Genomic DNA, 25,516 nt, shown 5'->3' on the forward strand with positions numbered 1-25,516 from the left:
CAGTGAATGTTCTTCTCACCGAACCAGTCGATCAGCGTGGTCGCGATCCGCTCGGCGCCGCCCGATTCGGCCATCATCTTGCCGAGCATCGTGCCGAGGCCGACGACGATCGCGATGTGGCCGAGCGTGCCGCCGGTGCCCGTTTCGAACGACTTGACGATCTTGTCCATCGGCATGCCGACGACGAGGCCGAGGCCGAGCGAGACGATGATCAGCACCAGGAACGGGTAGATCTTGTAGCGCGCGATCATCAGGATCAGCGCGGCAATCGCGATCAGCGTGAATACGAGCAGCATGCTGCCTTGGACGGCCCCCATGTGGCACTCCTCCTAGAATTGTTCGAACCGGGCGAGTCGTTGCGAGTATGCCCGGCTATGCGGGTCTCCGAAACACGGGGGTACCCCCGTCAGGACGCTGAATTTTACTTATCTTTGCGGCCTGCGGATAGAACCGGTTCCATCAGCAAAAACCCTCGGTAAAACAAGCACTAACGCTTGCTTTCCGAGGGCGCGATCTTCATTTCATGCAAGTCTTAACGGGGCAGCTGGCTCGCCGCTTGCGCGAGGCGCGTGACTTCGGCCCAGTCCTGCGCGGCGAGCGCGGCCTTCGGCGTGAGCCACGAGCCGCCGACGCACACGACGTTCGGCAGTTTCAGGAAGTTCGGCGCGGTGTCGACCGTGATGCCGCCCGTCGGGCAGAACTTCAGCGCCGGGAACGGGCCGTGGAACGCCTGCAGCATCGGCACGCCGCCCGCCTGCTGCGCGGGGAAGAATTTCACGATGTCGTAGCCGAATTCGAGCGCCTGGATGATGTCGCTCGGCGTCATCACGCCCGGCAGCAGCGGCAGGCCCGCGTCGAGCGCCGCGAGGTGCAGCTCCTTCGTCAAACCCGGCGACACGCCGAACTTAGCGCCCGCGCGCTTCGCCTGCGCGCAGTGCTCGGGCTTCGTGATCGTGCCGACGCCGACGACGATGTCGTCCGCGAGCTGGCTCGCGCGCTGGATCGCCTCGATGCCGGCCGGCGTGCGCAGCGTGATCTCGAGCACCTTCACGCCGCCCGCGTGCAATGCACGCGACACGTTTTCGCCCTGCTCGACCGAGTCGAATGCGAGCACCGGAATGACCGGGCCCAGCTTCACGATTTCAGCAATCGTCTTCATTGAATTGGCTCCTTGAAATTCATGCGGCGACGCTGGCGGCCGTTTCGCCGACCAGCGCCCCGAAAACCGATGCGCCCTGCTCGGCCGGCGCGGCCGCCGCGCGGAACACGCCGAACAGTTCGCGCCCGAAACCGACTTCGTTCTCGGCCTGGTGCTGCGGCTGCGCGACCGGGCGCGCGCGCCACTCGGCGTCGTCGACCTCGATGTCGAGCACGCCGGCATCCGCGTCAATCACGAGCACGTCGCCCGTCTGCACCTTGCCGATCGGCCCGGCCAGCAGCGCTTCCGGCGACACGTGGATCACGGCCGGCACCTTGCCCGACGCGCCCGACATGCGGCCGTCGGTCACCAGCGCGACGTGGAAGCCCTGATCCTGCAGCACGCCGAGCAGCGGCGTCAAACGGTGCAGCTCGGGCATGCCGTTCGCGCGGGCGCCCTGAAAGCGCACCACCGCGACGAAATCGCGCTTCAGCTCGCCGCGATCGAACGCTGCCTGCACGGCTTCCTGCGAGTCGAACACGATCGCGGGCGCCTTCACCTTGCGATGCTCGGGCGCGACCGCCGAGATCTTGATCACGCCGCGGCCGAGCCGGCCCTGCATCAGGCGCAGGCCGCCGTCCGGCTGGAACGGGTCGCGAATGCCGCGCAGCACCTTCGTGTCGTGGCTCTCGGCCGCGCCGTCGACCCACGCCAACTTGCCGTCGATCAGCTTCGGCTCCTTCGTGTAGTGCGCGAGCCCCTTGCCGGCCACCGTCGTCACGTCCTCGTGCAGCAGCCCGCCTTCGAGCAGGTTGCGCACCAGGAACGCGACACCGCCCGCCGCGTGGAAATGGTTCACGTCGGCCTTGCCGTTCGGATAGATCTTCGCGAGCAGCGGCACGACCGCCGACAGCTCGTCGAAGTCGTTCCAGTCGATCAGGATGCCGGCCGCGCGCGCGATCGCGACGAGGTGCAGCGTGTGGTTGGTCGAGCCGCCCGTCGCGAGCAGCGCGACGATCCCGTTGACGATCGCCTTTTCGTCGATCACATGGCCGATCGGCGTGTACTGGCCGCGCTCGACGGTCAGGTCGAGCACGCGGCGCGCGGCCTCGGCCGTCAGCGCGGTGCGCAACGGCGTGTGCGGATGAACGAATGCCGAGCCCGGCAGGTGCAGCCCCATCAGCTCCATCAGCATCTGGTTGCTGTTCGCGGTGCCGTAGAACGTGCAGGTGCCGTGGCCGTGATACGCGGCCGATTCGGCTTCGAGCAGCGCGTCGCGGCCGACCTGCCCGGTCGCGAACTGCTGGCGGATCTTCGCCTTGTCGTCGTTCGACAGGCCGCTCGTCATCGGGCCGGCCGGCACGAAGATCGTCGGCAGGTGGCCGAACTGCAGCGCGCCGATCAGGAGGCCCGGCACGATCTTGTCGCAGATGCCGAGGCAGAGCGCCGCATCGAACATGTTGTGCGTGAGCGCGATCGCCGTGCCCATCGCGATCGCCTCGCGCGAGAACAGCGACAGCTCCATCCCCGGGTTGCCCTGCGTGACGCCGTCGCACATCGCCGGCACGCCGCCCGCGAATTGCGCGACGCCGCCGTTCTCGCGCGCGGCCGCCTTGATGATTTCGGGGAAATCCTTGTACGGCGCATGCGCGGACAGCATCTCGTTGTACGAAGACACGATGCCGATGTTCGGCTCGCGAATCGCCTTGATCGAGAACTTGTCGTTACCCTCGAGGCCCGCGAAGCCGTGCGCGAGGTTCGCGCACGACAGCGCGCCGCGTGCCGGGAACTTGCCTTGCGCGCCGTCGATGCGCTGCAGATAGGCGGAACGGGTCGATTGGCTGCGGGCGATCACGCGTTCGGTGACCTTCGCCAGAGTGGGGTGCAGCGACGTCATGCTGGGCGCTCCTGTATGCCGGCCGACACCGGCGGTTGGAATCGTGGGGACGGTCGAGCTTCGTCGATCGAACGCAGCCAGTCTAGTAGAAAAACTACAAGCATGCAATGTGGATCGATTCATACGCAACCCTTATTCCCGCCACCAGCAAGGGTTTAATTAGTGAAAACCCTAATTCGCGTGACTTACCTTGCGTCAGAATCGTTGCAATTGCGCTAGTATTTTCATGTAGATTTTCTACAATTCGATTGCGATACACTCGCTCATCCGAACCCGATTTCCACGTGCCGTCCCATGCTGCCTCGCATTGAAGCGATCCGCGCCGAGCTGCGCCCGTCCGAGCGCAAGCTCGCCGACTACATTCTCGCCGCGCCGCGCGAGGTGCTCGACCTCGCGATGACCGAGCTATCGACCCGCGCCGGCGTCAGCCAGCCGACCATCGCGCGCTTCTGCCAGGCGCTCGGCTGCAGCGGCTTTCGCGAATTCAAGATCCGGCTCGCGCAGAGCGTCGCGCCGGGCGTGTCGTCGGTGTACCGCGACGTCGAGCCGAACGAACCGGCGCCCGGCATCATCGGCAAGGTGTTCGACCGCACGATCGGCGCGCTGATCGAGGTGCGCAACAGCCTGTCCGCCGGCAGCGTCGCCGACGCGATCGCGCTGCTGTCGAACGCGTCGAGGATCGAGTTCTACGGCGCCGGCGGCTCGGGCATCGCCGCGCAGGACATCCAGCACAAGTTCTTCCGGCTCGGCGTGCCGAGCGTCGCGTATTCGGATCCGCATACGTTCTCGATGTCGTCGGCGCTGCTCGGGCCGCACGACGTCGTCGTCGCGATCTCGAACACCGGCCGCACGCGCGACATCGTCGACGCCGCGCGCTCCGCGCTCGCGTGCGGCGCGAAAGTCGTCGCGATCACGCAGAGCCATTCGCCGCTCGCGAAGCTCGCAACCGTGAGCCTCGCATCGAACGTCGCCGAGGAAACGGACGTGTTCTCGCCGATGACGTCGCGGATGTCCCATCTCGCGATCGGCGACATTCTCGCGGTCGGCGTCGCGCTGTCGCGCGGGCCCGCGCTGATGGAGCGCGTCGGTCGCGCGAAGGAAGCGATCACGCGGCGCCGCATCGACGACCCGACGAAGGACTAGCCGTCGCGGAACGCCGTGCGTAAACGAACGACGGCGCCCCAAGGGGCGCCGTTGCACATGGTTCGATGGCGGCGTACTCGCCGGCCGCGCCGCTCAGAACGGCTTGATCACCACCAGCGCGACCGCCGCGAGCATGCCGAGCACCGGCAGCTCGTTGAACACGCGATACCACTTGTCGGAGCGGCGGTTCTCGCCGCGCTCGAACACCTTCAGCAGGTGCCCGCAATACGCGTGATAGACGATCAGCAGCAGCACGACCGTCACCTTCGCGTGAATCCAGCCCTGCCCCTGGCCGATGCCGATCACGAGCCACAGCCACAGCCCGCACGCGAGCGCGGGCACCGCGATCATCGTCATGAAGCGGAACAGCTTGCGCGCCATCAGCAGCAGGCGCCGCACCGCGGCCGGATCGGTCTCCATGGCCAGGTTCACGTAGATGCGCGGCAGGTAGAACAACCCTGCAAACCACGCGGCGATCAGAACGACATGGAACGTCTTGACCCAGAGCATTGCCATCGATTGTGCGCCTCGCGGTTGACTTACTGACGGCCTTCGCCGTGCCCGAGCACGACGTACTTCAGCGACGTCAGCCCCTCCAGGCCGACGGGGCCGCGTGCGTGCAGCTTGTCGTTCGAGATGCCGATTTCCGCGCCGAGGCCGAATTCGAAGCCATCCGCGAAGCGCGTCGACGCGTTGACCATCACGCTCGCCGAATCGACTTCGCGCAGGAACCGCATCGCGCGGTCGTGATCCTCGGTGACGATCGCATCCGTGTGATGCGAGCCGTAATGGTTGATGTGCTCGATCGCGGCGTCGAGGCCGTCGACGACCTTGATCGCGAGCACCGGCGCCAGATATTCGGTGTGCCAGTCTTCTTCCGTCGCGTCGACGAGCGGGCCGACGCCCGCATCGGCGAGCACCGCGCGCGCGGCCGCGTCGACGCGCAGTTCGACCTGCTTGTCGCGGTACAGCTTGCCGAGCGGCGGCAGCAGCTTCGCCGCGATGCCGCTCGCGACGAGCAGCGTCTCCATCGTGTTGCAGGTGCCGTAGCGGTGCGTCTTCGCGTTGTCGCAGACGGTCAGCGCCTTGTCGAGATCGGCGCGATCGTCGACGTACACGTGGCAGATGCCGTCGAGGTGCTTGATCATCGGCACGCGCGCCTCGTTGATCAGTCGTTCGATCAGGCTCTTGCCGCCGCGCGGCACGATCACGTCGACGTACTCGGTCATCGTGATCAGCTTGCCGACCGCCGCGCGATCGGCCGTCGCGACGACCTGCACCGCGTCGTGCGGAAGGCCTGCCGCCTCGAGCCCTTCGCCGATCAGCTTCGCCAGCGCCGCGTTCGACTCGAGCGCTTCGGAGCCGCCGCGCAGGATCGTCGCGTTGCCCGACTTCAGGCACAGCGCGGCCGCGTCGATCGTCACGTTCGGGCGCGACTCGTAGATGATGCCGATCACGCCGAGCGGCACGCGCATCTGGCCGACCTGGATCCCGCTCGGGCGGAACTTCAGGTTGCCGATCTCGCCGATCGGATCGGCCAGCGACGCGACCTGGCGCAGCCCTTCGACCATCGTGTTCAGCGCCTTGTCCGACAGCGTCAGGCGGTCGACGAACGCCGCATCGAGCCCTTTTTCGCGAGCGCGGGCGACATCGCGCGCATTCGCGTCCTTCAGCGCCTGCGCGTCGCGTTCGATCGCGCGGGCCACGGCGTCGAGCGCCGCGTTCTTCGCGGCCGTGCTGGCGCGCGCCATCGCGCGGGAAGCGTGCCGGGCGCGACGGCCCAGGTCGGTCATATACTGATCGATATCCATCGTGTGACTCGAGAAGCGAGCCGCGCGAAGCGGCATGAATTCGTGGGGAAGCGGGACGGCCATCCGGCTATCCGGGGACGACCATCCGAACGGGGTAGCGGCCGCGAAACCGTGCCGCGTAGGGCGGCGCCCCGGTCATCGACGCATTGTAAGCGGGTTGCGCAGCGCGCGCTGAAGGCCCGAACGGGACTTAGCGTCGCACGCGACCCGCGGTCGGCGGTCGCTCGCCGCGGGCGCCCGCGACCGTCATCGCGAGCTGGAACAGCCCGTCCCACGGGTCGGGCGGCGGTTCGTCCTGCGTGCGGCGGCCCGGCGTGACGGCGGTGAGCCCCTTGACCTGCCGGTCGAGCTTCGCGGCGAACGCGAGCGCCTTTTCGAGCACCGCTTCCGACACGCGGTTCAGCGCGGGCGCGATCAGCCGCTCGCGCGGCCCCCATACGCGGTTCTCGCGCAGCAGCGTCGCGAGCGGCTTGCCGGCCGTCGTGCCGCGCTTGATCCGCAGCAGCGTGCGCAGTTCCTCGACGACGGCCCACATCACGAGCACGATCGCCTCGCCCTCGCCCTTCAGCCCGTCGATCATCCGCGCGAGCCGCGCGGCGTCGCCGGCGAGCATCGCTTCGTTCAGTTTGAACACGTCGTAACGCGCGACGTTCAGCACCGCGTCGTGCACCTGCTCGAACGACAGCGCGCCCTGCGGATACAGCAGCCCGAGCTTCTGGATTTCCTGGTGCGCGGCGAGCAGATTGCCCTCGACGCGCTCCGCGATGAACTGCAGCGCACGGCGCCCGTCGTCGCCGGAAGCGACGCGCTGGCCCTGCATCGACAGGCGCTGGCCGATCCAGTTCGGCAGTTGCGCACGGTCGACCGGATCGATCTTCAGCGCGACGCCGCCGTTCTGCAACGCGGTAAACCATGCGGATTTCTGCGTGGCCGCGTCGAGGCGCGGCAACGTGACGAGCATCAGCGCGTCCGGATTGGGCGTGGCCGCGAGCGTCTTCAGCGCGTCGGCGCCTTCCTTGCCGGGCTTGCCCGACGGAATGCGCAGCTCGATCAGCTGGCGCTCGCCGAACAGCGACATCGCCTGGGTCGCGCCGAGCAGCACGCTCCAGTCGAAGCCGCGCTCGACCGTATGCAAGGAACGCTCGGTGAAGCCGGCCGCGCGCGCGGCCGCACGAATGCGATCGCACGCTTCCTGCGCGAGCAGCGGCTCGTCGCCGTAGACGGTATAGAGCCCGGCCAACCCCTTCGCGAGGTGCGGCGCCAGCGCATCAAGTCGCAATTGCATCGCTGCGTGCGCCCGCGATCAGAGCGGCGGCGGCGGCAGCGGCGCGCGCGGCGCCACGCCCGGCACCACGTCCTCCGGCGCCGGCGTCAGCGAATGGACGATCGCCAGACGCCGCATCAGTTGGTCGACCGCGTCGTTCTGCATGTCGCCGTACAGGATGTCGGCTTCCTGCGCCTTCGCGTTCGTGTACTGGTCGCTGTACGTCATCGCGCGGTTCAGCGCGATCGCGCTCGGCGGGATCAGCACGGTGCCGTCCTTGCTCGTCAGCGTGTAGTTCAGCGTGTAGAACAGCGCGTATTCCTGCGCGGAGCCGTACTTGTTCAGCGTCAGCGTGTTCTGACCACGCGACTCCCACATGCGCAGCACGGCGTCGGCGTCGTCCGGGGACTTGACGATCTTCGTGTCGCTGCCGGCCTCGACGAGGCGCGTGAGCCGCGCCCCGACGGACGCCGGCGCACCGGCCACGAACAGGTGCTTGAATGCGTAGTCCTGCTGGCCGCGCAGCTGGAAGCCGCATGCCGACAGCATGACCGCGCTGCCGGCGAGCATCAAAAACGATCTGCGGATCACCTTCGCTCCTTCTGGGTACGTCCGACGGCCGGCGGCCGTCAGACGACGATATTCACGAGGCGGCCCGGCACGACGACGATCTTCTTCGCCGGCTTGCCGTCGCTGAATTTCGCGAATGCCTCGTCGGCCACCGCCGCCGCTTCGATCGCGTCGCGGCTCGCGTCCTTCGCGACCTTCAGCGCGCCGCGCACCTTGCCGTTCACCTGCAGCACGAGTTCGATCTCGGCCTGCTCGAGCGCGGCCTCGTCGACCTTCGGCCACGGCGCATCGAGCAGCGGGCCGAATTCGTCCGCGTAGCCGAGCGCCTTCCACAGCTCGAACGTGACGTGCGGGACGACCGGATACAGCACGCGCAGCAGCACGCCGTACGTCTCGCGCAGCACGGCGGGCGTCGCGCCCTTCGCGCCGTCGATCGCGTTCAGCATCTTCATCGCGGCCGACACGACCGTGTTGTACTGCAGGCGCTGGTAGTCGAAATCGGCCTGCTTCAGCACGCTGTAGATTTCGCGGCGCAGCGCCTTGTCGGCGTCGCCGAGCGTCGCTGCGTCGAAACCGGCGCGCGCGGCAAGCGCTTCGCGGTTGCCGGCGCCGAAGCTCCACACGCGGCGCAGGAAGCGGCTCGCGCCCTCGACGCCTGCGCCCGACCATTCGAGCTGCTGCTCGGGCGGCGCCGCGAACATCGTGAACAGGCGCGCGGTATCGGCGCCGTACTGGTCGATCAGCAGTTGCGGATCGACGCCGTTGTTCTTCGACTTCGACATCTTCTCGATGCCGCCGAGCACGACCGGCTGACCGTCCGCATTCAGCGTCGCGCCGACCGGGCGACCCTTGTCGTCGTGCGTGACCGTCACGTCGAGCGGGTTGTACCAGGTCTTCTTGCCCGCCGCGTCCTCGCGGTAGTACGTCTCGTTCAGCACCATCCCCTGCGTGAGCAGGTTCTTCGCCGGCTCGCCGAACTTCACGAGGCCGAGGTCGCGCATCACCTTGGTCCAGAAGCGCGAATACAGCAGGTGCAGGATCGCGTGCTCGATGCCGCCGATGTATTGATCCATCGGCATCCAGTAATCGGTGCGCGCGTCGACCATCGTCTCCGCGTCCGGCGCCGTGTAGCGCGAGAAGTACCACGACGAATCGACGAAGGTGTCCATCGTGTCGGTTTCGCGCTTCGCGGCCGCGCCGCACGTCGGGCACGTGCAGTTCAGGAACGCTTCGGACTTCGCGAGCGGGTTGCCCGAGCCGTCCGGCACGAGGTCTTCCGGCAGCACGACGGGCAGGTCCTGCTCCGGCACCGGCACGTCGCCGCACGACGGGCAGTGGATGATCGGGATCGGCGTGCCCCAGTAGCGCTGGCGCGACACGCCCCAGTCGCGCAGACGCCACGTGACCTGCTTGTCGCCGAAGCCGCCGGCCTTCAGATCGGCCGCGACCGCGTCGACCGCTTCCGCGTAGCGCAGGCCGTCGTACTTGCCGCTGTTCACGCAGACCGCGGTTTCCTTGTCGCCGTACCACTCCTGCCATGCGTCGAGCGAGTACGTCCGCCCTTCGCTCGCGATCACCTGCCTGATCGGCAGATCGTATTTCTTCGCGAACGCGAAATCGCGCTCGTCGTGGCCCGGCACGCCCATCACCGCGCCTTCGCCATAGCTCATCAGCACGTAGTTGCCGATCCACACCTCGACCGGCTCGCCGGTCAGCGGGTGCTTGACCGAAAAGCCGGTCGCGACGCCCTTCTTCTCCATCGTCGCGACGTCGGCTTCGGCCACGCCGCCGCGCTTGCATTCCTCGATGAACGCGAGCAGTTCCGGCTTGTCCTGCGCAAGGCGCGTGGCGAGCGGGTGCTCGGCCGCGATCGCGCAGAACGTGACGCCCATGATCGTGTCGGCGCGCGTCGTGAACACGCGCAGCAGCTTCTGCTCGCCGTCGAGTTCGTACGGGAAGCCGAAGTTCACGCCGAAGCTCTTGCCGATCCAGTTCTGCTGCATGATCTTCACGCGCTCGGGCCAGCCGAGGCCGTCGAGATCGTTCAGCAGCTCGTCCGCATACTGCGTGATGCGCAGGTAGTACATCGGAATCTCGCGCTTCTCGACGAGCGCGCCCGAGCGCCAGCCGCGGCCGTCGATCACCTGCTCGTTCGCGAGCACGGTCTGGTCGACCGGGTCCCAGTTCACGGTGCCCGTCTTCTTGTACGCGATGCCCTTCTCGAGCATCTTCAGGAACAGCCACTGGTTCCACTTGTAGTAGTCGGGTTTGCACGTCGCGATTTCGCGCGACCAGTCGATCGCGAGGCCCATCGACTGCATCTGGCCCTTCATGTAGTCGATGTTGTCGTAGGTCCACTTCGCGGGCGGCACGCCGTTCGCCATCGCGGCGTTCTCGGCCGGCATCCCGAACGCATCCCAGCCCATCGGCATCAGCGTGTTGTAGCCGTTCATCCGCAGATAGCGGTACATCACGTCGTTGATCGTGTAGTTGCGCACGTGACCCATGTGCAGCTTGCCGGACGGGTACGGCAGCATCGATACGCAGTAGAACTTCGGCTTCTGCGAATCTTCCTTCGTCTTGTAGGCATCGGCTGCGCGCCAGTCGCCCTGGGCGGCGGCTTCGACGTCGGCGGGTACGTATCTCTCGTGCATGGTGTGGTTCGGGCTAGGCTTTAAGCGGCGCGACGGCTCGCGCGCAGGATTGGATCGAAAATCGTGCATGCCCGGCGGCACTGCAGGTTCGCTGTTGCGGGGCCTGTTCGGGGTTTCGGATATTTCCGGGTTGCCTGGAAAATGCCGGGTTACCTGGAAAAACCTGCCAGCCGGGAAAAACGATGATTATACCGTCAGCGCCGGCCCATCCGGCCGGTCTCGCGGCGCGCGGCCCGATCCCGCGACGGACGCGAACTTGCCTGATGATCCGCCGCGCAACGGTTCGCCGGCGTATCAGGGTTTCGCGCCGGCGGCGGCCGGTGCAGCGGCGCTCCCGGCCGGCGGCACGTCGGTCACGAAGCCGATCCGCGTGAGGCCCGCGGCCTGCGCGGCGCCCATCACCTGCGCGATCACGTCGTAGCGCGTCGCGCGCGACGCGCGCAGCCGCAGCTCGGGCGGCGCGGCGCCCGCGGCGGCGGCCTTGAACCGCGCGGGCAGCGCGTCGAGCGCCACGGGCGCGTCGTCCCAGTACAGCTTGCCCGCGTCGTCGATCGACAGCGTGACGGATTGCGGCGTGTCGCGTGCGACGCTCGCCGCGACCTTCGGCAGGTCGAGCCGGATCGCGTGCGTCATCAGCGGCGCGGTGATGATGAAGATGACGAGCAATACGAGCATCACGTCGATCAGCGGCGTCATGTTGATCTCCGCCATCGGCGCGGACGTCTTGTGGTGCTCGAGCCCGCCGAATGCCATGGTCGTTCCTCCGGAGCCGGCGCGTCAGGCGCCCTGCGCGCACACGAAGACGTGCAGATCGCGCGCGAAGCCGTCGAGTTCCTCGGTGAGCTGCCGGACGAGCCGACCGAGGATGTTGTACGCGAGCACCGCGGGAATCGCGACGACCAGCCCGAACGCGGTCATGATCAGCGCCTCGCCGACCGGCCCCGCGACGTTCTCGATCTGCGCCTGCCCGCTCGCGGCGATGCTGCCGAGCGCGTGATAGATGCCCCACACGGTGCCGAGCAGCCCGACGAACGGCGCGGTGCTGCCGATCGACGCGAGCAGCACCTGGCCGAATTCGAGGCGCCGCTGCGAGCGCAGCATCGCATGACGCAACGCGCGCAGCACGCGTTCGCCGCGCTCCACGCGCGCGGCCATGGCGGCGGGATCGTGCTCATCGGCCGCGTCGCGCGCGGCTTCGGCGAGCGGCACGAACACGCGCTCGCGATCGGCGCCGGCCAGCGCCGCGATGCCGGCGTCGAGCGTCGGCGCGCGCCAGAACGCGGCGAGCGCGCGCGGCCCCTGCCGCTTCGCGCGAACCAGCAGCCAGGCTTTCATCAAGAGGAAGCACCAGCTGGCGACGGACATCGCCAGCAGCACATAGGAGACGGCGTGCGTGATCGCATCGCCGCTTTCGAGGTAGTGGACAACGCCGGTGGGAATCGCCATCGGAGTTTCCCCGTGAAGGTCAGCGCAGGCCGAGCACGTCCTGCATGTCGAACAGGCCGGCGCTACGCGCCGACAGGAAGCGGACCGCACGCAACGCGCCCTGCGCGTACGACACGCGGCTCGACGACTTGTGCGTGATCTCGATGCGCTCGCCGATCCCGGCGAACAGCACGGTGTGGTCGCCGACGATGTCGCCGCCGCGCACCGCGGCAAAGCCGATCGACGACGGATCGCGCTCGCCGGTCACGCCGTGGCGGCCGTACACCGCGCAGTCGTCGAGCGAGCGGCCGAGCGCGCCGGCGACGGCCTCGCCCATCATCAGCGCGGTGCCCGACGGCGCGTCGACCTTGTGGCGGTGATGCGCCTCGATGATCTCGATGTCGTAGCCGTGCGAGAAATGCTGCGCCGCGAATTCGAGCAGCTTCAGCGTGACGTTCACGCCGACGCTCATGTTCGCCGCGAACACGATGCCGATCTTGCCGGCCGCGGCCTGCAATTCGGCCTTCTGCTCGGCGCTGAAGCCGGTCGTGCCGATCACGAGCTTCACGTCGTGGCGCAGCGCGGCCTCGATGTGGGCCATCGTGCCTTCCGGACGCGTGAAATCGATCAGATAGTCGGCCTGCGCGAACACGGCGTCGAGATCGTCGGTCAGCTTGACGCCGGTGTCCTTGCCGAGGAACGCACCGGCGTCCTGGCCGAGGAACGGCGAACCGGCGCGGTCGAGCGCGCCGACGAGCTGCGCGTCGGCATCGTTGAGAACGGCTTCGATCAGCATCCGGCCCATTCGGCCCGATGCGCCGGCAATCGCAATCTTCATGGCTTTCTACACGACAGGTCTAAAGGCGGGCGGCGCATGCCGCCCCGTTTCCGCACGCCGGCCGCTTACTGCGCCGGTGCGGTGAGCGGCTGGTTCTGCAGGTTGTCCGAGCCTTGCGGGCCGACCGGCGGCGACGCCTCGTTCGACACGTTCGGCTGCGGCGGACGATGGAACTGGAACTGCGGCTGGATCGCCGGCGCGGCGCCCGGCGGCTGGCCGCCCGGCACCGGCGCGCCGCCCGAGGCCTGCGCGGCCGGCGTGAACCGGCGCGAACCCGAACCCTGCCCCGACACCTGATTGGTCGCGCGGTTCGCCGCGCGCGCCGCCTGGGCGTTCGCGTCCTGGTCGACCACTGCGCCGGACGCCGGCTCGGCGGCCGGGCTCGCCGCAGCGGCAGCCTGCGCGGCGCTCGCGGCGGCAGCGGCTTCGGACGCCTTCTTCGCCGCGGCAGCGGCCTTCGCCTTCTTGCCGCCCCGGTCGCCGTCGATGTCGGCGAGCAGGTCGAGTTCGGACGGCAGGTTGTCGGCGCCGGTCCAGCTCGCCAGGCGATCGCCCGAGAAGTTGACCACGAGGTCGCGCTGCTGGACGATCGACGTCGAGCCGCGCTTGAAGTAGAAGAGGTAATCCCAGCGATCCGCGTGGAACATGTCCGCGAGCAGCGGCGTGCCGAGCAGCGCGCGGACTTGCTCGCGCGTCATGCCGACCTGCAACTGTGCGGCTTTCTCCTGCGACACGAAGTTGCCCTGCACGACGGTGATCCGATACGGCGTGATGCTCTGCGCAATGCGCTGCGTCACGCTGTCGTACGACGAACAACCCGCCAGCGCGACAACGGCGGCGGCAGCGATGATGGCACTCCGCATGCGACTCCTCTGAAAGTGCGAAAGCGATTCTGGGATCATTTCCTTCACCGTGCTGGCCCGCGTGCAGGCCGCGCGTATATCTGGAACGGCGAAAAGCCGGTAACATTGAAGCCCTGCATTGTACTCTAGGGATGCCTAGCCATGACCAATCCGACGGATCTCAAGAATATCGGGCTAAAGGCCACCCTACCGCGCCTCAAGATTCTCGAAATCTTCCAGCAGAGCCCCGTGCGCCACCTGACGGCCGAAGACGTCTACCGCAACCTGCTCAACGAGCAGCTCGACATCGGGCTCGCCACCGTCTATCGCGTGCTCACGCAATTCGAGCAGGCCGGCCTGCTGTCGCGCAGCAACTTCGAATCCGGCAAGGCGGTGTTCGAGCTGAACGAAGGTTCGCACCATGACCACCTCGTGTGCCTCGATTGCGGCCGCGTCGAGGAATTCTTCGACGCCGAGATCGAGAGCCGCCAGCAGGCGATCGCGAAGGAGCGCGGCTTCCGGCTCCAGGAGCACTCGCTCGCGATGTACGGTTCGTGCACGACCGAGAACTGCCCGCACCGCAAGCACTGAAGCGCCCCACCCGCATACGACACGGCCCGGCCGGCATCTCGCCGCCCGGGCCGTGTGCTTTTCCGGCGCGCGTGCCGCGCGCCCGGCACGCTTACGAAAGCCCTTCGGCGCCCGCGCAGGCCGGCTCGAAATCGAGCGCCCACGCGCGTTCCAGCGGGATCTCGTCGCAGTTCGGCTGCGGCCCGCCGCGATCGACGATCACGAAATCGCTGACCGCATCGAGCGCGAGCAGCGGATGGTGCCAGACGCCCTTCGCATAATTGACGCCCTGCCAGCCCTCGGCCAGGAACGCGCGCATCGCATCGGGCCGGAATTCGCCGGCCGGCGCGACGACGATCGCGTAGCGCGACACCGCCGCGAGCGGGATGAACGCCTGGCTGCCGTGCGGATGACGCTCCATCAACGTGACCGCGACCGGCAACGCGCGCGGCTGCGCGCGAAACACGCTGACGAGCGGCCGGCCGCCGTCCGCGCACACGTCGATCGTCGCGAGATCGTGAAAGCGCTCGGTCGTGCCGCCGTTGATCGGGAAATGCCGTGCGCCTTCGAGCGCGATCACGTCGCCGAACGGCGCGAACGCTTCGCGGGTCAGGCGCTCGACGCGCAGGATCGGGGTTGCGCTCATGCCGCTGCCCTCCTTCAAGCCGGCTCGCCCCACAGACGCAGGCGCGACACGCCGCCGTCCGGGAAGATGTTGAAGCGCACGTGCGTGACGGGGCCGAGCGCCGCGAGCCGGTCGAACGCGTGCACGTGATCCATCTGCAGCTTCTGCTCGCCGAGCAGTTCGGCCCAGAACATCGCCTGCGTGACGAGCGAATCGTCGGTGCCGCCCGTCACGTGCGCGGCCTGCAGCGAGCAGCGGTCGGGGAAATTGCCCTTGAAGAACGCCGTATCGACCTCCACCCGCCGGAGGATGCCCGGGCGCGCCAGCGCGACGATCGCCCAGTCGTTGCCGGGCTCGCGGCGCCGCCGCGTTTCCCAGCCGTCGCCCATGTTCGCGCCGCGCCCCGGCATCAGCATCTGCGACGCCGGGCCGAAGTGCTGGTTGTTCGCGGCCACGAGATAGCCGCCGTTCTCGATCGCCGCGAGATCGACGAGCTCGCCCGCCGGCACGCGGCGCCAGTCGCGCTGCGGCTGGCCGTACACGCGCAGCCGCGCGAGGCCGCCGTCCGGATACAGGTTCACGCGCAGATGCGTGACCGGCCGTGCATCGTCGACGCTCACGTAGTGATGCGAATTGCCCTGCAGCGTCGTCGCGGGGACGATCGTGCGCCATTCGGCGTCGTCCGGCGGCGTGTCGCCGTCCACCGCGCAGGCCTCGATCGACGCGGCCGGCGGAAAGTTGCCGGTGAAGTGGCTCGTATCGAGATCGACGCCGTGGATCACGCCCGGCCGCGCGAGCCGCACCACGCAGAAGTCGTGGCCGGTCGTGCGCTTGCGACGCGTTTCCCAGCCGTCCATCCACTTGCCGTGATCGTCGTACTTGCCGGGAATGAACACGGCCGGCTCTGGATCGAGCATGCGCTCCTTCGGCGCGAAGAATTCGTCGCTGGCGAAGAGCGCCTGCGCGCCCAGGCGCGGGTCGGCGAGGTTCATGTAGCGCCGCGTGAAAGCCGGCGCGTTCGGATCGAGGATGGGGGCTGCCATGTCGTCTCCATTATTTCGAGAAGCGCCGGCGCGTCGGCGCGCCGGTCGCATGAAGTCCGGTTGCGCGGTGCGGCCAGGGGAAGCCGTGCCGCGCGGGAGTCGGGTTCAGAGCGCGTGGGCCTGGTCGCCTGCGACCGGTGCGGCGGCGCCCGGCACATCGGCCACGTAGCGCAGCTCGCGGTTCAGCACGCGCGTCGCGCGGGCACGGTCGATGTCGTTCTCCCACACCGCGACCACCACCGTCGCGACGCAGTTGCCGATCAGGTTGGTCAGCGCACGGGCGATGCCGACGAACCAGTCGACCGGCAGGATCAGCACGAGGCCGAGCACCGGAATGGCGGGAATCGCCGACAGCGTCGCCGCGAGAATCACGATCGCCGAGCCGGGGATGCCGTGCGCGCCCTTCGACGTGACGAGCGACACGAGCAGCACGACGATCAGGTCGTGCGTGGACAGCGGCGTGTTGGTGGCCTGCGCGATGAACAGCACGGCGAGCGTCAGGTAGATCGAGAAGCCGTCGAGGTTGAACGAATAGCCGGTCGGAATCACGAGGCCGACCGTCGAATCCTTGATGCCCATGTATTCGAGCTTGCTCATCACCTGCGGCAGCACCGCGTCCGACGACGCCGTGCCGAGCACGATCGACAGTTCCTCGCGCAGGTAGCGGATCAGCTTGAACACCGAGAAGCCCGCGAGCCGCATCACCACGCCGAGCACGACGGTGACGAACACGAAGCAGCTCAGGTAGAACACCGCGACCAGGTAGCCGAGCTGCTTGAGCGACGCGACGCCGTACTTGCCGGTCGTGAACGCGATCGCGCCGAGCACGCCGAGCGGCGCGAGCTTGATGATGAAGCCGATGATCTTGAAGAACACGTGCGACAGCTCCTCGATCAGGCTGTTCACGCGCTGCGCCTTGTCGCCGAGCAGCGACAGCGCGGAGCCGAACAGCACCGCGAACACGAGGATCTGCAGGATGTCGCCCTTCGCGAACGCGTCGATCGCCGTGTCGGGGATGATCTTCATCAGGTAGCCGGCCGTGTCCTTCAGGCTTTCGGCGTTCTTCGCGTACGTCGACAGCGACGCCGCGTCGAGCGAGCGGAGGTCGATGTTCATCCCGACGCCCGGGCGCGTGAGCCACGCGAGCACGAGCCCGATGCCGAGCGCGAGCGTCGTCATCACCTCGAAGTAGACGACGGCCTTCAGGCCGACCCGGCCGACCTTCTTCAGGTCGCCCGCATTGGCCATCCCGCTGACCACGACGCAGAACACGATCGGGCCGATGACCATCTTGATGAGCTTCAGGAAGCCGTCGCCGAGCGGACGCAGCGACTCGGCGAAATGCGGGAAGAACGCGCCGAGCGCGACCCCCAGTATTAGTGCGACGACTACCCGGCCAAACAGCGAATTGAGGAATTTCGACACGGCGCTCTCCCGATCCAACGGTTGCAGTTTCGTCTGTTCATACTGGTAAGACCAGTGATGTTATGGTGGATAGTAGGAAGCCGATATAGTGGCGTCAAGGACGAACAAAATAGGGATTTCCCGCCCCTCCCGCGGGGTCGGAACGTGCGGGAATCGGCTCGATCGTGGCTTACCCGTAGGCCGTTCGTCCGCTGCCCGCGTGCGGATTACAATGCTGGTCAGACCGGCCATCGCTCACATCATGAAGAACGTTCCGCATACCGTGACCGACACCGCCATCGCGACGATCCGCGACCGGATCGAGGCAGGCGTGTATCCGGTCGGCAGCCTGCTGCCGGCCCAGCGCCAGCTCTCCGAGGAGCTGGAGATCAGCCGCGCGTCGCTGCGCGAGGCGCTGTCGACGCTCGAGGCGCTCGGGATGCTGCGCATCCGCGCGGGCAAGGGCGTGTACGTCGAAAGCGCGCAGGCGTCGGCCGCGCATCCGTGGCAATTCGCCGAGCAGTCGTCGCCGCCCGATACGTACCAGATGCGCTATGCGCTCGAAGGCTTCGCCGCGCGGATGGCCGCGCACGTCGTCAGCGACGATGACATCGCGTGGTTCGAGGACAACCTCGCCGACCTGCACGTCGCGCTGACCGAAAGCGCGCTCGACGAGGCATCGCGGCTCGACTTCGACTTCCACATGCGGATCATCCATCTGGCCGGCAATGCGGCGATCGAGTCGATCCTGCGCAGCAGCGCGGACATCATGAAGGAAAGCCAGCGCATGCCGTTCTACCGGCGCGAGCTGCTGCTGTCGACGTGGCACGAGCACCGCGCGATCGTCGACGCGCTGATCGCGCGCGATGCGGCCGCCGCCGGCACCGCGATCGAAACGCACATCGCGAACGCCGCGCAGCGCGCAGGCGTGTTCTTCCCGACGCCGGGCGCGTAATCCTCCCGCGCGACACCCGACGAAAAAGGCACGCGCCGCGCGTCGCGGGCGTGCCTTTTTGCCAAGCGCGCCGCTGCCGGCGCGACGCGCTAACGCCGCACCGTCACGCGGCCTCGTTCGCGAAATCGATCAGCACCTTCATCGCACGCTGGCGATCGCCGGCCAGTTCGAACGCGAGGTTCGCGTCGCGCATCGGGAACACGCGCGTGACGGCCGGCCGCAGGTCGACGCGCCCCGCGTTGATCAGCTGCACCGCGAGCGCGAATTCCGCGTGGAAGCGGAACGAGCCGCAGATCGACAGCTCCTTCGCGACCACGACGTTCTGCGGCAGGCTCACGTCGCCGCCGAGCCCGAGCTGCACGACGACGCCGCGCGGCCGCATCACGTCGAGCCCGTCGCGCAACGCGCGCGCATTGCCCGAACACTCGATCATCACGTCGAACGTGCCCTTGTCGGCGCCGTAGCGCTCGACCCAGCCGGCATCGGCCGCCGCATTGATCGTGCGGTCCGCGCCGAGCGCGCGCGCCACGTCCAGCGGCGCGTCGACGACATCGGTCGCGACGATCTCCGCCGCGCCGTGCACGCGCGCGGCCGCGACCGCCAGCACGCCGATCGGCCCGCAACCCGACACGAGCACGCGCTTGCCGATCAAGGGGCCCGCGCGCGATACCGCATGCAGCCCGACCGCGAACGGCTCGGCCAGCGCCGCGAGCGACAGCGGCACGTGGTCCGCCACCTTCACGCATTGCACCGCGTCGCACACGAGCGCGTTGCGGAACGCGCCCTGCACGTGCGGCATCCGCATCGCGCTGCCGTAGAAGCGCATGTCGAGACACTGGTTCGGCAACCCTTCGAGACAGTAGCGGCACGCGCCGCACGGCCGGCTCGGATTGACCGCGACACGATCGCCGACCTGCACCGACGTCACGTCCGCCGCCACTTCCGCGACCGTGCCGGCGACCTCGTGGCCGAGCACCATCGGCTGCTGCAGCCGGATCGCGCCGAAGCCGCCATGCCGGAAATAATGCAGGTCGGAGCCGCAGATGCCGCCCATCGCGACGTCGACGCGCACCTGGCCCGGGCCGATCTCGCCCGCGTCCTGCTCCTCGACCCGCAGGTCGTTCGGCCCGTGGATCACCACACACATGCAACGCATACGCACGACATTCTCCTTGTCAGACGGCACTCGTCAGCCCGCCGTCGACGAACAGCGTCTGCCCGTTCACGAAATCGGATGCGGCCGATGCGAGGAAGATCGCCGCGCCGCACAGCTCGTCGACCTGCCCCCAGCGGCCGGCCGGCGTGCGCTTGCATAGCCAGTCCGAAAACGCCGCGTCGTCGACCAGCGCGCGATTCAGCTCGGTTTCGAAATAGCCGGGCGCGAGGCCGTTCGCCTGGATGCCGTGGCGCGCCCAGTCGGCGCACATCCCTTTGGTCAGCATCCGCACCGCGCCCTTGGTCGCCGCATACGGCGCGATCGTCGGCCGCGCGAGCTCGCTCTGCACCGAGCAGATGTTGATGATCTTGCCGCGGCCGCGCGCGATCATGTGCCGCGCGACCGCCTGCGCGGCATTGAACACGCCGTCGAGGTTCACGCGCATCAGCGCGTGCCAGTCGTCCGGTTCGAATGCGTCGAGCGGCGCGCGGCGCTGGATGCCTGCGTTGTTCACGAGAATGTCGATCGCGCCGACGCGCGCCTCGAAATCGTCGACCGCCGCACGCACCTGCGCATGCTCGGCCACGTCGAACACCGCATGGTCGGCCGCGAAGCCTTCGTCGCGGAACCGGCGCGCGAGCGTCGCGGCCTTCTCTTCATTGCGATCGTTGATGACGATCGCCGCGCCCGCTTCCGCGAGCCCGCGGGCGAGCGTCAGCCCGATCCCGCGGCCGGAACCGGTAATCAGCGCACGGCGGCCGTCGAGACGGAACCGGTCAAGCGCTTGAGTCATGGATGTCTCCTCGTGCCAGTCGCGCCGGCCGCCCATCGCGGCCGGTCTCGCGTTGACGGTATCTTCGGCCGCCCGCCGGGTCCGTGCCAATGGTCTTTTTTGATCCCGTTATCATGAAAATTGATTACCGCCTCCTTGATGCCCGCCGCCCATGGAACTCAAGCAATTGCGCGCCTTCGTCACGCTCGCGGAAGAACTGCATTTCGGGCGCGCCGCGCAGCGCCTGTATATCGTGCAGCCGGCGCTGAGCATGCAGATCAAGGCGCTCGAGGCCGAACTCGGCGCGCGCCTGTTCGAGCGCGACCGGCACAAGGTCGAGCTGAGCGACACGGGGCGCGTGTTCCTGCCCGAAGCGCGGGCGACGCTGCAGCAGGCCGCGCGCGCGGAACAGATGGCGCGGCTGTCGAGCCGCGGCGAAATCGGCACGCTGCGCGTCGCGTTCGTGTCGTCGGTCTTGCCGGCGCTGCTACCGGCCGTGCTGCGCACGATGCGCGAGCGCTATCCGCTGATCGCGCTCGAACTGAAGGACATGCCGACGCCCGACCAGGTCGTCGCGCTGCGCGACCGCCGGATCGACTTCGGGATGATCCGGCTGCCGGCCGCGTATGCGGGCATCGACACGCGCGTGGTGCTTGAGGAAGGGTTCGTCGTCGCGCTGCCGCTCGGCCATCCGCTCGCCGCGCACGACGCGATCGCGCCGGCCGCGTTGCGCGGCCACCCTGCGTTCGTGCTCGCGCGCCGCTACGCGCCCGGCTTTCACGACGACATGCTGCTCGCGCTGAGCCGCGCGGGCACGACGCTCGAGATCGCGCAGGAGTTCGGCGAATTCACGACGATGCTCGCACTCGTCGCGGCGGGAATGGGGATCGGGCTGATCCCGGCGCAGGCCGCGAGCGCGCTGCCGCCGAACGTGCTCGCGCGGCCGCTCGACCTGGCCGGTCACCGCAGCGGTATCGGCCTCGCGTGGAGCGATCTCGAGAGCCCGCTCAAGCGCGCGTTCATCGAAGCGATCGAGCACGTGACGGCGAACGCCGGGCAATAAAAAACCCGGCCGGGACACTCCAGGCCGGGTTCGTTCGCCACGCGGGCCGCCTTACAACGGCCGCGCGACGTGCAGGATTACTTCGCGTTCGCGAATGCGATCGCCGTATCGAGCATGCGGTTCGAGAAACCCCACTCGTTGTCGTACCAGCTCGACACCTTCACGAGACGGCCCGACACCTTGGTCAGCGTCGCGTCGAACGTCGACGAAGCCGGGTTGTGGTTGAAGTCGATCGACACCAGCGGTGCGTCGTTGTAGCCGAGGATGCCCTTCAGCGCGCCTTCCGATGCTTCCTTCATGATCGCGTTGACTTCCTCGACCGTCGTGTCGCGCTTCGCGATGAACGACAGGTCGACGATCGACACGTTGATCGTCGGGACGCGGATCGCGTAGCCGTCGAGCTTGCCGTTCAGTTCCGGCAGCACGAGGCCGACGGCCGAAGCAGCGCCCGTCTTCGTCGGGATCTGGCTGTGCGTGGCCGAGCGCGCGCGGCGCAGGTCTTCGTGATAGACGTCCGTCAGCACCTGGTCGTTCGTGTACGCGTGAATCGTCGTCATCAGGCCGGTTTCGAGGCCGATCTTGTCGTTCAGCGGCTTGACGAGCGGCGCGAGGCAGTTCGTCGTGCACGATGCGTTCGAGATGACCGTGTGCTCGGCCTTCAGCACGTCGTGGTTCACGCCGTAGACGATCGTCGCGTCGACGTCCTTGCCGCCCGGCGCCGAGATGATCACCTTCTTCGCGCCGCCCTTCAGGTGCGCGCTCGCCTTTTCCTTCGTCGTGAAGAAGCCCGTGCATTCCATCACGACGTCGACGCCCAGCTCGCCCCACGGCAGTTCGGCCGGGTTGCGGTTCGCCAGCACGCGGATCTTGTCGCCGTTTACGACGAGGTAGTCGCCGTCGACCGACACTTCGCCCGGGAACTTGCCGTGCGCGGTGTCGTACTGGGTCAGGTGCGCGTTGGTCTTCGCATCGCCCAGGTCGTTGATCGCGACGATCTCGAGATCGTGCTTCTTGCCGTTTTCATAGAACGCGCGCAGCGTGTTGCGGCCGATACGGCCGTAGCCGTTGATTGCGACGCGAATCGTCATGGTTATCTCCTGATGGCTGAAAAATTCGTTTCGTGCAGCTTCACGGTGCGACGCACGCAACGGGCGGCGCGCGTCGCACATATGCTTTTAGGCCAGCACGGCCTTGGCCGTCTCGACGACGTGCTCGACGGTGAAGCCGAAGTACTTGAACAGCACGCCGGCCGGCGCCGATTCGCCGAACGTGTCGATCCCGACGACGCCGCCCTCGAGGCCGACGTACTTGTGCCAGAAGCTCGTCACGCCCGCTTCGATCGCGACGCGGCGCACGCCGTGCGGCAGCACGCGTTCGCGGTATTCAGCGTCCTGGCGGTCGAACACGTTGGTCGACGGCATCGACACGACGCGCGCCGCGATGCCCTGCTGCGCGAGCGGCTCGACGGCCTTCATCGCGAGTTCGACTTCCGAGCCTGTCGCGATCAGGATGATCTTGCGCGCGACGATTTCCTCGTCCCAGTCCTTCAGCACGTAACCGCCCTTCGCGATGTTGGCGATCTGCGCCTCGGAACGCGGGTTGAACGCGAGGTTCTGGCGGCTGAAGATCAGGCTCGACGGGCGGTCGGCGGCGACCGCGTGGGTCCACGCGACGGCCGTCTCGACCGTGTCGGCCGGACGCCAGACGTCGTGGTTCGGGATCAGGCGCAGGCTCGACACGTGCTCGATCGACTGGTGCGTCGGGCCGTCTTCGCCGAGGCCGATCGAATCGTGCGTGAACACGAAGATCGACGGCACCTTCATCAGCGCGGCCACGCGCAGCGCGTTGCGGCTGTAGTCGGAGAACGTCAGGAACGTGCCGCCGAACGGCTTGTGGCCGCCGTGCAGCGCGAGGCCGTTGATCGCGGCGCTCATGCCGAATTCGCGCACGCCGTAGTTGATGTGGTTGCCGAGCAGCACGCCCGCGCCTTCGGGATTCGCGCGCACCGCCTTCGACGCCTTCCAGTTGGTCAGGTTCGAGCCGGTCAGGTCGGCCGAGCCGCCGAGCAGTTCGGGCAGCGCGGCGGCGAGGCCTTCGATCGCCTGCTGCGACGCCTTGCGGGTCGCAACCGTCTCGGCGCGCTCGTTCGCGCCGGCGATGATCGCGGCAGCCTTCTCGGCCCAGTCGGCCGGCAGCTTGTTCGCCATCCGGCGCTCGAATTCGGCGGCTTCCGCCGGGAACTTCGCGCGATAGGCCGCGAACGTCGCGTCCCATTCGGACTCGGCGCGCTTGCCGGCTTCCTTCGCATCCCAGGCCGCATAGACTTCCTGCGGAATCACGAACGGCTCCCAGGTCCAGCCGAGTGCCGCGCGCGTCTTCGCGATTTCTTCCGCGCCGAGCGCCGCGCCGTGCACGTCGTGGCCGCCAGCCTTCGTGGCCGCGCCCTTGCCGATCACCGTCTTGCAGCAGATCAGCGTCGGCTTGTCCGACAGCTTCGCCTTCGCGATGGCCGCGTCGACCGCGTCGACGTCGTGGCCGTTCACGTTCGGGATCACGTTCCAGCCGTATGCCTCGAAGCGCTTCGGCGTGTCGTCGTGGAACCAGTTCACGACGTCGCCGTCGATCGAGATGCCGTTGTCGTCGTACAGCGCGATCAGCTTGTTCAGCTTCAGCGTGCCCGCGAGCGAGCAGGCTTCGTGCGAGATGCCTTCCATCAGGCAGCCGTCGCCGAGGAACACGTACGTGTGGTGATCGACGATCTTCGCGCCGTCACGGTTGAACTCGTCGGCCATCAGCGCTTCGCCGAGCGCCATGCCGACCGCGTTCGCGAGACCCTGGCCGAGCGGGCCGGTGGTCGTCTCGACGCCCGGCGTGATCCCGTATTCCGGATGGCCCGGCGTCTTCGAGTGCAGCTGGCGGAAGTTCTTCAGCTCTTCGATCGGCAGGTCGTAGCCGGTCAGGTGCAGCAGCGAGTACAGCAGCATCGAGCCATGGCCGTTCGACAGCACGAAACGGTCGCGGTCGGCCCAGTGCGGGTTCGTCGGGTTGTGCTTCAGATGTCGCGACCACAGCGCGACGCCGATTTCGGCCATGCCCATCGGCATGCCCGGGTGGCCGGAGTTCGCTTGCTGGACGGCGTCCATCGCGAGCGCACGGATCGCGTTGGCCATCAGGGTGGTGGAGGCGGGAGACGAAGTCGTCATGTCGAGTCCGGAGAACGAGTCGAGGAAACGGGGGCACGGCGGCATCCGGAAGCTCGAGCGTCAATCGTTCCCGGCGCGCGGTGCGGCGCCTGACGGACGCGAAGCGGACGGAGCCAACGGACGGGGCTGCAAAGCTCGTCATTTTAACAGATGGGCCGACATTTCCCTTGTCGGCGCGCGGTGTTCCGGCACGGTTTTCCGCCAAGCCGCCCGCCTCCTATAATTCAGGCGTCGGAACTGCCTGCCCCAGCGGCCCGCCCGTGAGCACCACCCTTCTCTTTCACCCGACGCCCGACGCCACCTACGGCTTCCCGAACGCGCGGCGGCTCGCGCGCGTCGCGTCCCCGCACCAGCAGATCGAAGTCTGGGAAACGCCGCAGCTCGGCCGGCTGTTCACGCTGGACGGCCGGCCGATGACGTCGGTCGGCGACGAGTTCGTCTATCACGAGTGCATGACGCACCCGGCCGCGCTCGCGCATCCGTGCCCGAGGAAGGCGCTCGTGCTCGGCGGCGGCGACGGCGGCGCCGCGCGCCAGTTGCTCAAGCACGCGTGCATCGAGCGGATCGTCGTCGCCGAACTCGACGACGAGGTGGTCGGGATGGCCCGCCGCTATCTCGACGACGTGCACCAGGGCGCGCTCGACGACCCGCGCGTCGAGGTCGTGATCGGCGACGCCGCGCATTTCGTCGAGTCGACGGTCGAACATTTCGATCTCGTCGTGTTCGACCTCACGCCGCCCGATTCGCCGGCGGCCGGCCTCTATACGCGTGCGTTCTACGCGCGGCTCAAGCGGATCCTCACGCGCTGCGGCGCGATCTCGATGCATCTCGGCTCGCCGGTGTTCCATGCCGCGCGCATCGCCGCGCTGCTCGACGACCTGCGCGCGAGCTTCGCGGTCGTCGATCCGCTGTCCGCGCACGTGCCGCTGTACGGCTCGCAGTGGCTGATGGCGATCGCGAGCGATACGCTCGATGCGGCCGCGCTGTTCGCGCACGACGTCGACGAACGGCTCGCGGCCCGCCGCGTCGGCGGCTTGCGCTATTACGATGCGCGGCTGCATGCGTCCCTCTTCACCCTGCCCCGCGCGCTGCGCGATACACTGGGCGTTCGCCGCTGAACATCCGGACGGCCGCACCGCTCCG

The 25,516-nt window shown here is 67.9% G+C and carries 24 protein-coding genes; 5 read left to right on the top strand and 19 right to left on the bottom strand.

Features of this window, described 5'->3' with window-relative positions:
- The 3 genes from AC3IFE_RS30525 to edd all read right to left on the bottom strand — a co-directional run.
- On the bottom strand, positions 1–317 hold a 317-nt coding region (locus tag AC3IFE_RS30525), incomplete at its 3' end, for a GntT/GntP/DsdX family permease (RefSeq protein WP_489193966.1).
- Positions 318–532: 215 nt separating this feature from the next.
- Complete coding sequence (eda, locus tag AC3IFE_RS30530; protein ID WP_301738000.1) at positions 533–1,159, bottom strand: bifunctional 4-hydroxy-2-oxoglutarate aldolase/2-dehydro-3-deoxy-phosphogluconate aldolase; 627 nt, start codon at positions 1,157–1,159, stop codon at positions 533–535.
- Between the two features lie 19 nt (positions 1,160–1,178).
- A complete protein-coding gene (gene edd, locus AC3IFE_RS30535) occupies positions 1,179–3,035 on the bottom strand; it encodes a phosphogluconate dehydratase (RefSeq protein WP_489193969.1) in 1,857 nt (618 codons plus the stop codon).
- Positions 3,036–3,329: 294 nt separating this feature from the next.
- On the opposite strand from edd, the gene AC3IFE_RS30540 reads away from it, so the two are divergent.
- Positions 3,330–4,178 carry a MurR/RpiR family transcriptional regulator gene (locus AC3IFE_RS30540; protein WP_006753811.1) on the top strand — a complete coding sequence of 283 codons (849 nt, stop codon included), beginning with the start codon at positions 3,330–3,332 and terminating at the stop codon, positions 4,176–4,178.
- A 93-nt stretch (positions 4,179–4,271) separates the two neighbouring features.
- On the opposite strand, the gene AC3IFE_RS30545 is transcribed toward AC3IFE_RS30540, so the two are convergent.
- The 9 genes from AC3IFE_RS30545 to AC3IFE_RS30585 all read right to left on the bottom strand — a co-directional run bounded on the left by AC3IFE_RS30545 (position 4,272) and on the right by AC3IFE_RS30585 (position 13,603).
- A complete protein-coding gene (locus AC3IFE_RS30545) occupies positions 4,272–4,694 on the bottom strand; it encodes a CopD family protein (protein WP_089466671.1) in 423 nt (140 codons plus the stop codon).
- A gap of 23 nt (positions 4,695–4,717) precedes the next feature.
- Entirely contained in the window at positions 4,718–5,989 is a 1,272-nt protein-coding gene (locus tag AC3IFE_RS30550; protein ID WP_089466670.1) for a glutamate-5-semialdehyde dehydrogenase, read from the bottom strand.
- Between the two features lie 190 nt (positions 5,990–6,179).
- Positions 6,180–7,274 (bottom strand): DNA polymerase III subunit delta, encoded by a 1,095-nt coding sequence (gene holA, locus AC3IFE_RS30555; RefSeq protein WP_489193972.1) that lies wholly within the window; start codon positions 7,272–7,274, stop codon positions 6,180–6,182.
- Positions 7,275–7,292: 18 nt separating this feature from the next.
- Positions 7,293–7,844, bottom strand: coding sequence for an LPS-assembly lipoprotein LptE (locus AC3IFE_RS30560; RefSeq protein ID WP_089466668.1), 552 nt, complete (start codon positions 7,842–7,844; stop codon positions 7,293–7,295).
- Positions 7,845–7,882: 38 nt separating this feature from the next.
- A complete protein-coding gene (leuS, locus tag AC3IFE_RS30565) occupies positions 7,883–10,477 on the bottom strand; it encodes a leucine--tRNA ligase (protein ID WP_301737996.1) in 2,595 nt (864 codons plus the stop codon).
- Positions 10,478–10,771: 294 nt separating this feature from the next.
- Complete coding sequence (locus AC3IFE_RS30570; protein WP_006496723.1) at positions 10,772–11,230, bottom strand: ExbD/TolR family protein; 459 nt, start codon at positions 11,228–11,230, stop codon at positions 10,772–10,774.
- 24 nt (positions 11,231–11,254) lie between these two features.
- A complete protein-coding gene (locus AC3IFE_RS30575) occupies positions 11,255–11,923 on the bottom strand; it encodes a MotA/TolQ/ExbB proton channel family protein (RefSeq protein WP_089466665.1) in 669 nt (222 codons plus the stop codon).
- Between the two features lie 19 nt (positions 11,924–11,942).
- Positions 11,943–12,740 (bottom strand): 4-hydroxy-tetrahydrodipicolinate reductase, encoded by a 798-nt coding sequence (gene dapB / locus AC3IFE_RS30580; protein WP_489193976.1) that lies wholly within the window; start codon positions 12,738–12,740, stop codon positions 11,943–11,945.
- Positions 12,741–12,805: 65 nt separating this feature from the next.
- Positions 12,806–13,603: an outer membrane protein assembly factor BamE gene (locus AC3IFE_RS30585; RefSeq protein ID WP_089466663.1), complete on the bottom strand. Its 798-nt coding sequence runs from the start codon at positions 13,601–13,603 to the stop codon at positions 12,806–12,808.
- Positions 13,604–13,744: 141 nt separating this feature from the next.
- Here AC3IFE_RS30585 and fur point away from each other — a divergent pair, with 141 nt between their 5' ends.
- On the top strand, positions 13,745–14,173 hold the full coding sequence (fur, locus tag AC3IFE_RS30590; RefSeq protein ID WP_006400349.1) for a ferric iron uptake transcriptional regulator: 429 nt from the start codon (positions 13,745–13,747) through the stop codon (positions 14,171–14,173).
- Between the two features lie 91 nt (positions 14,174–14,264).
- Here the strand turns inward: fur and AC3IFE_RS30595 are convergent, their stop codons facing one another.
- From AC3IFE_RS30595 to AC3IFE_RS30605, 3 genes are all read right to left on the bottom strand, one after another.
- The gene (locus AC3IFE_RS30595; RefSeq protein ID WP_301737994.1) at positions 14,265–14,798 is read right to left on the bottom strand and encodes an ureidoglycolate lyase; all 534 of its coding nucleotides are present in this window, start codon (positions 14,796–14,798) and stop codon (positions 14,265–14,267) included.
- Positions 14,799–14,812: 14 nt separating this feature from the next.
- A complete protein-coding gene (gene alc, locus AC3IFE_RS30600) occupies positions 14,813–15,820 on the bottom strand; it encodes an allantoicase (protein ID WP_489193979.1) in 1,008 nt (335 codons plus the stop codon).
- A 105-nt stretch (positions 15,821–15,925) separates the two neighbouring features.
- On the bottom strand, positions 15,926–17,245 hold the full coding sequence (locus tag AC3IFE_RS30605) for a C4-dicarboxylate transporter DctA (RefSeq protein ID WP_089466661.1): 1,320 nt from the start codon (positions 17,243–17,245) through the stop codon (positions 15,926–15,928).
- A gap of 211 nt (positions 17,246–17,456) precedes the next feature.
- On the opposite strand from AC3IFE_RS30605, the gene AC3IFE_RS30610 reads away from it, so the two are divergent.
- Positions 17,457–18,179 (top strand): FadR/GntR family transcriptional regulator, encoded by a 723-nt coding sequence (locus AC3IFE_RS30610; protein WP_206514317.1) that lies wholly within the window; start codon positions 17,457–17,459, stop codon positions 18,177–18,179.
- Positions 18,180–18,282: 103 nt separating this feature from the next.
- On the opposite strand, the gene AC3IFE_RS30615 is transcribed toward AC3IFE_RS30610, so the two are convergent.
- Both AC3IFE_RS30615 and AC3IFE_RS30620 read right to left on the bottom strand, forming a co-directional pair.
- Positions 18,283–19,341 (bottom strand): L-idonate 5-dehydrogenase, encoded by a 1,059-nt coding sequence (locus AC3IFE_RS30615; RefSeq protein WP_489193982.1) that lies wholly within the window; start codon positions 19,339–19,341, stop codon positions 18,283–18,285.
- 13 nt (positions 19,342–19,354) lie between these two features.
- Positions 19,355–20,128, bottom strand: a complete 774-nt coding sequence (locus tag AC3IFE_RS30620) for an SDR family NAD(P)-dependent oxidoreductase (RefSeq protein WP_489193984.1) — start codon at positions 20,126–20,128, stop codon at positions 19,355–19,357.
- Between the two features lie 151 nt (positions 20,129–20,279).
- Here AC3IFE_RS30620 and AC3IFE_RS30625 point away from each other — a divergent pair, with 151 nt between their 5' ends.
- Entirely contained in the window at positions 20,280–21,170 is an 891-nt protein-coding gene (locus tag AC3IFE_RS30625; protein WP_489193986.1) for a LysR substrate-binding domain-containing protein, read from the top strand.
- 77 nt (positions 21,171–21,247) lie between these two features.
- On the opposite strand, the gene gap is transcribed toward AC3IFE_RS30625, so the two are convergent.
- Positions 21,248–22,258: a type I glyceraldehyde-3-phosphate dehydrogenase gene (gene gap / locus AC3IFE_RS30630; protein ID WP_006476940.1), complete on the bottom strand. Its 1,011-nt coding sequence runs from the start codon at positions 22,256–22,258 to the stop codon at positions 21,248–21,250.
- 87 nt (positions 22,259–22,345) lie between these two features.
- Positions 22,346–24,418, bottom strand: coding sequence for a transketolase (gene tkt / locus AC3IFE_RS30635; protein WP_489193988.1), 2,073 nt, complete (start codon positions 24,416–24,418; stop codon positions 22,346–22,348).
- A gap of 215 nt (positions 24,419–24,633) precedes the next feature.
- On the opposite strand from tkt, the gene speE reads away from it, so the two are divergent.
- Complete coding sequence (gene speE / locus AC3IFE_RS30640) at positions 24,634–25,491, top strand: polyamine aminopropyltransferase (RefSeq protein ID WP_089466656.1); 858 nt, start codon at positions 24,634–24,636, stop codon at positions 25,489–25,491.
- The last annotated feature ends 25 nt before the right edge of the window (positions 25,492–25,516 follow it).

The organism is Burkholderia sp. APQ4-4ca, from assembly GCF_057837105.1.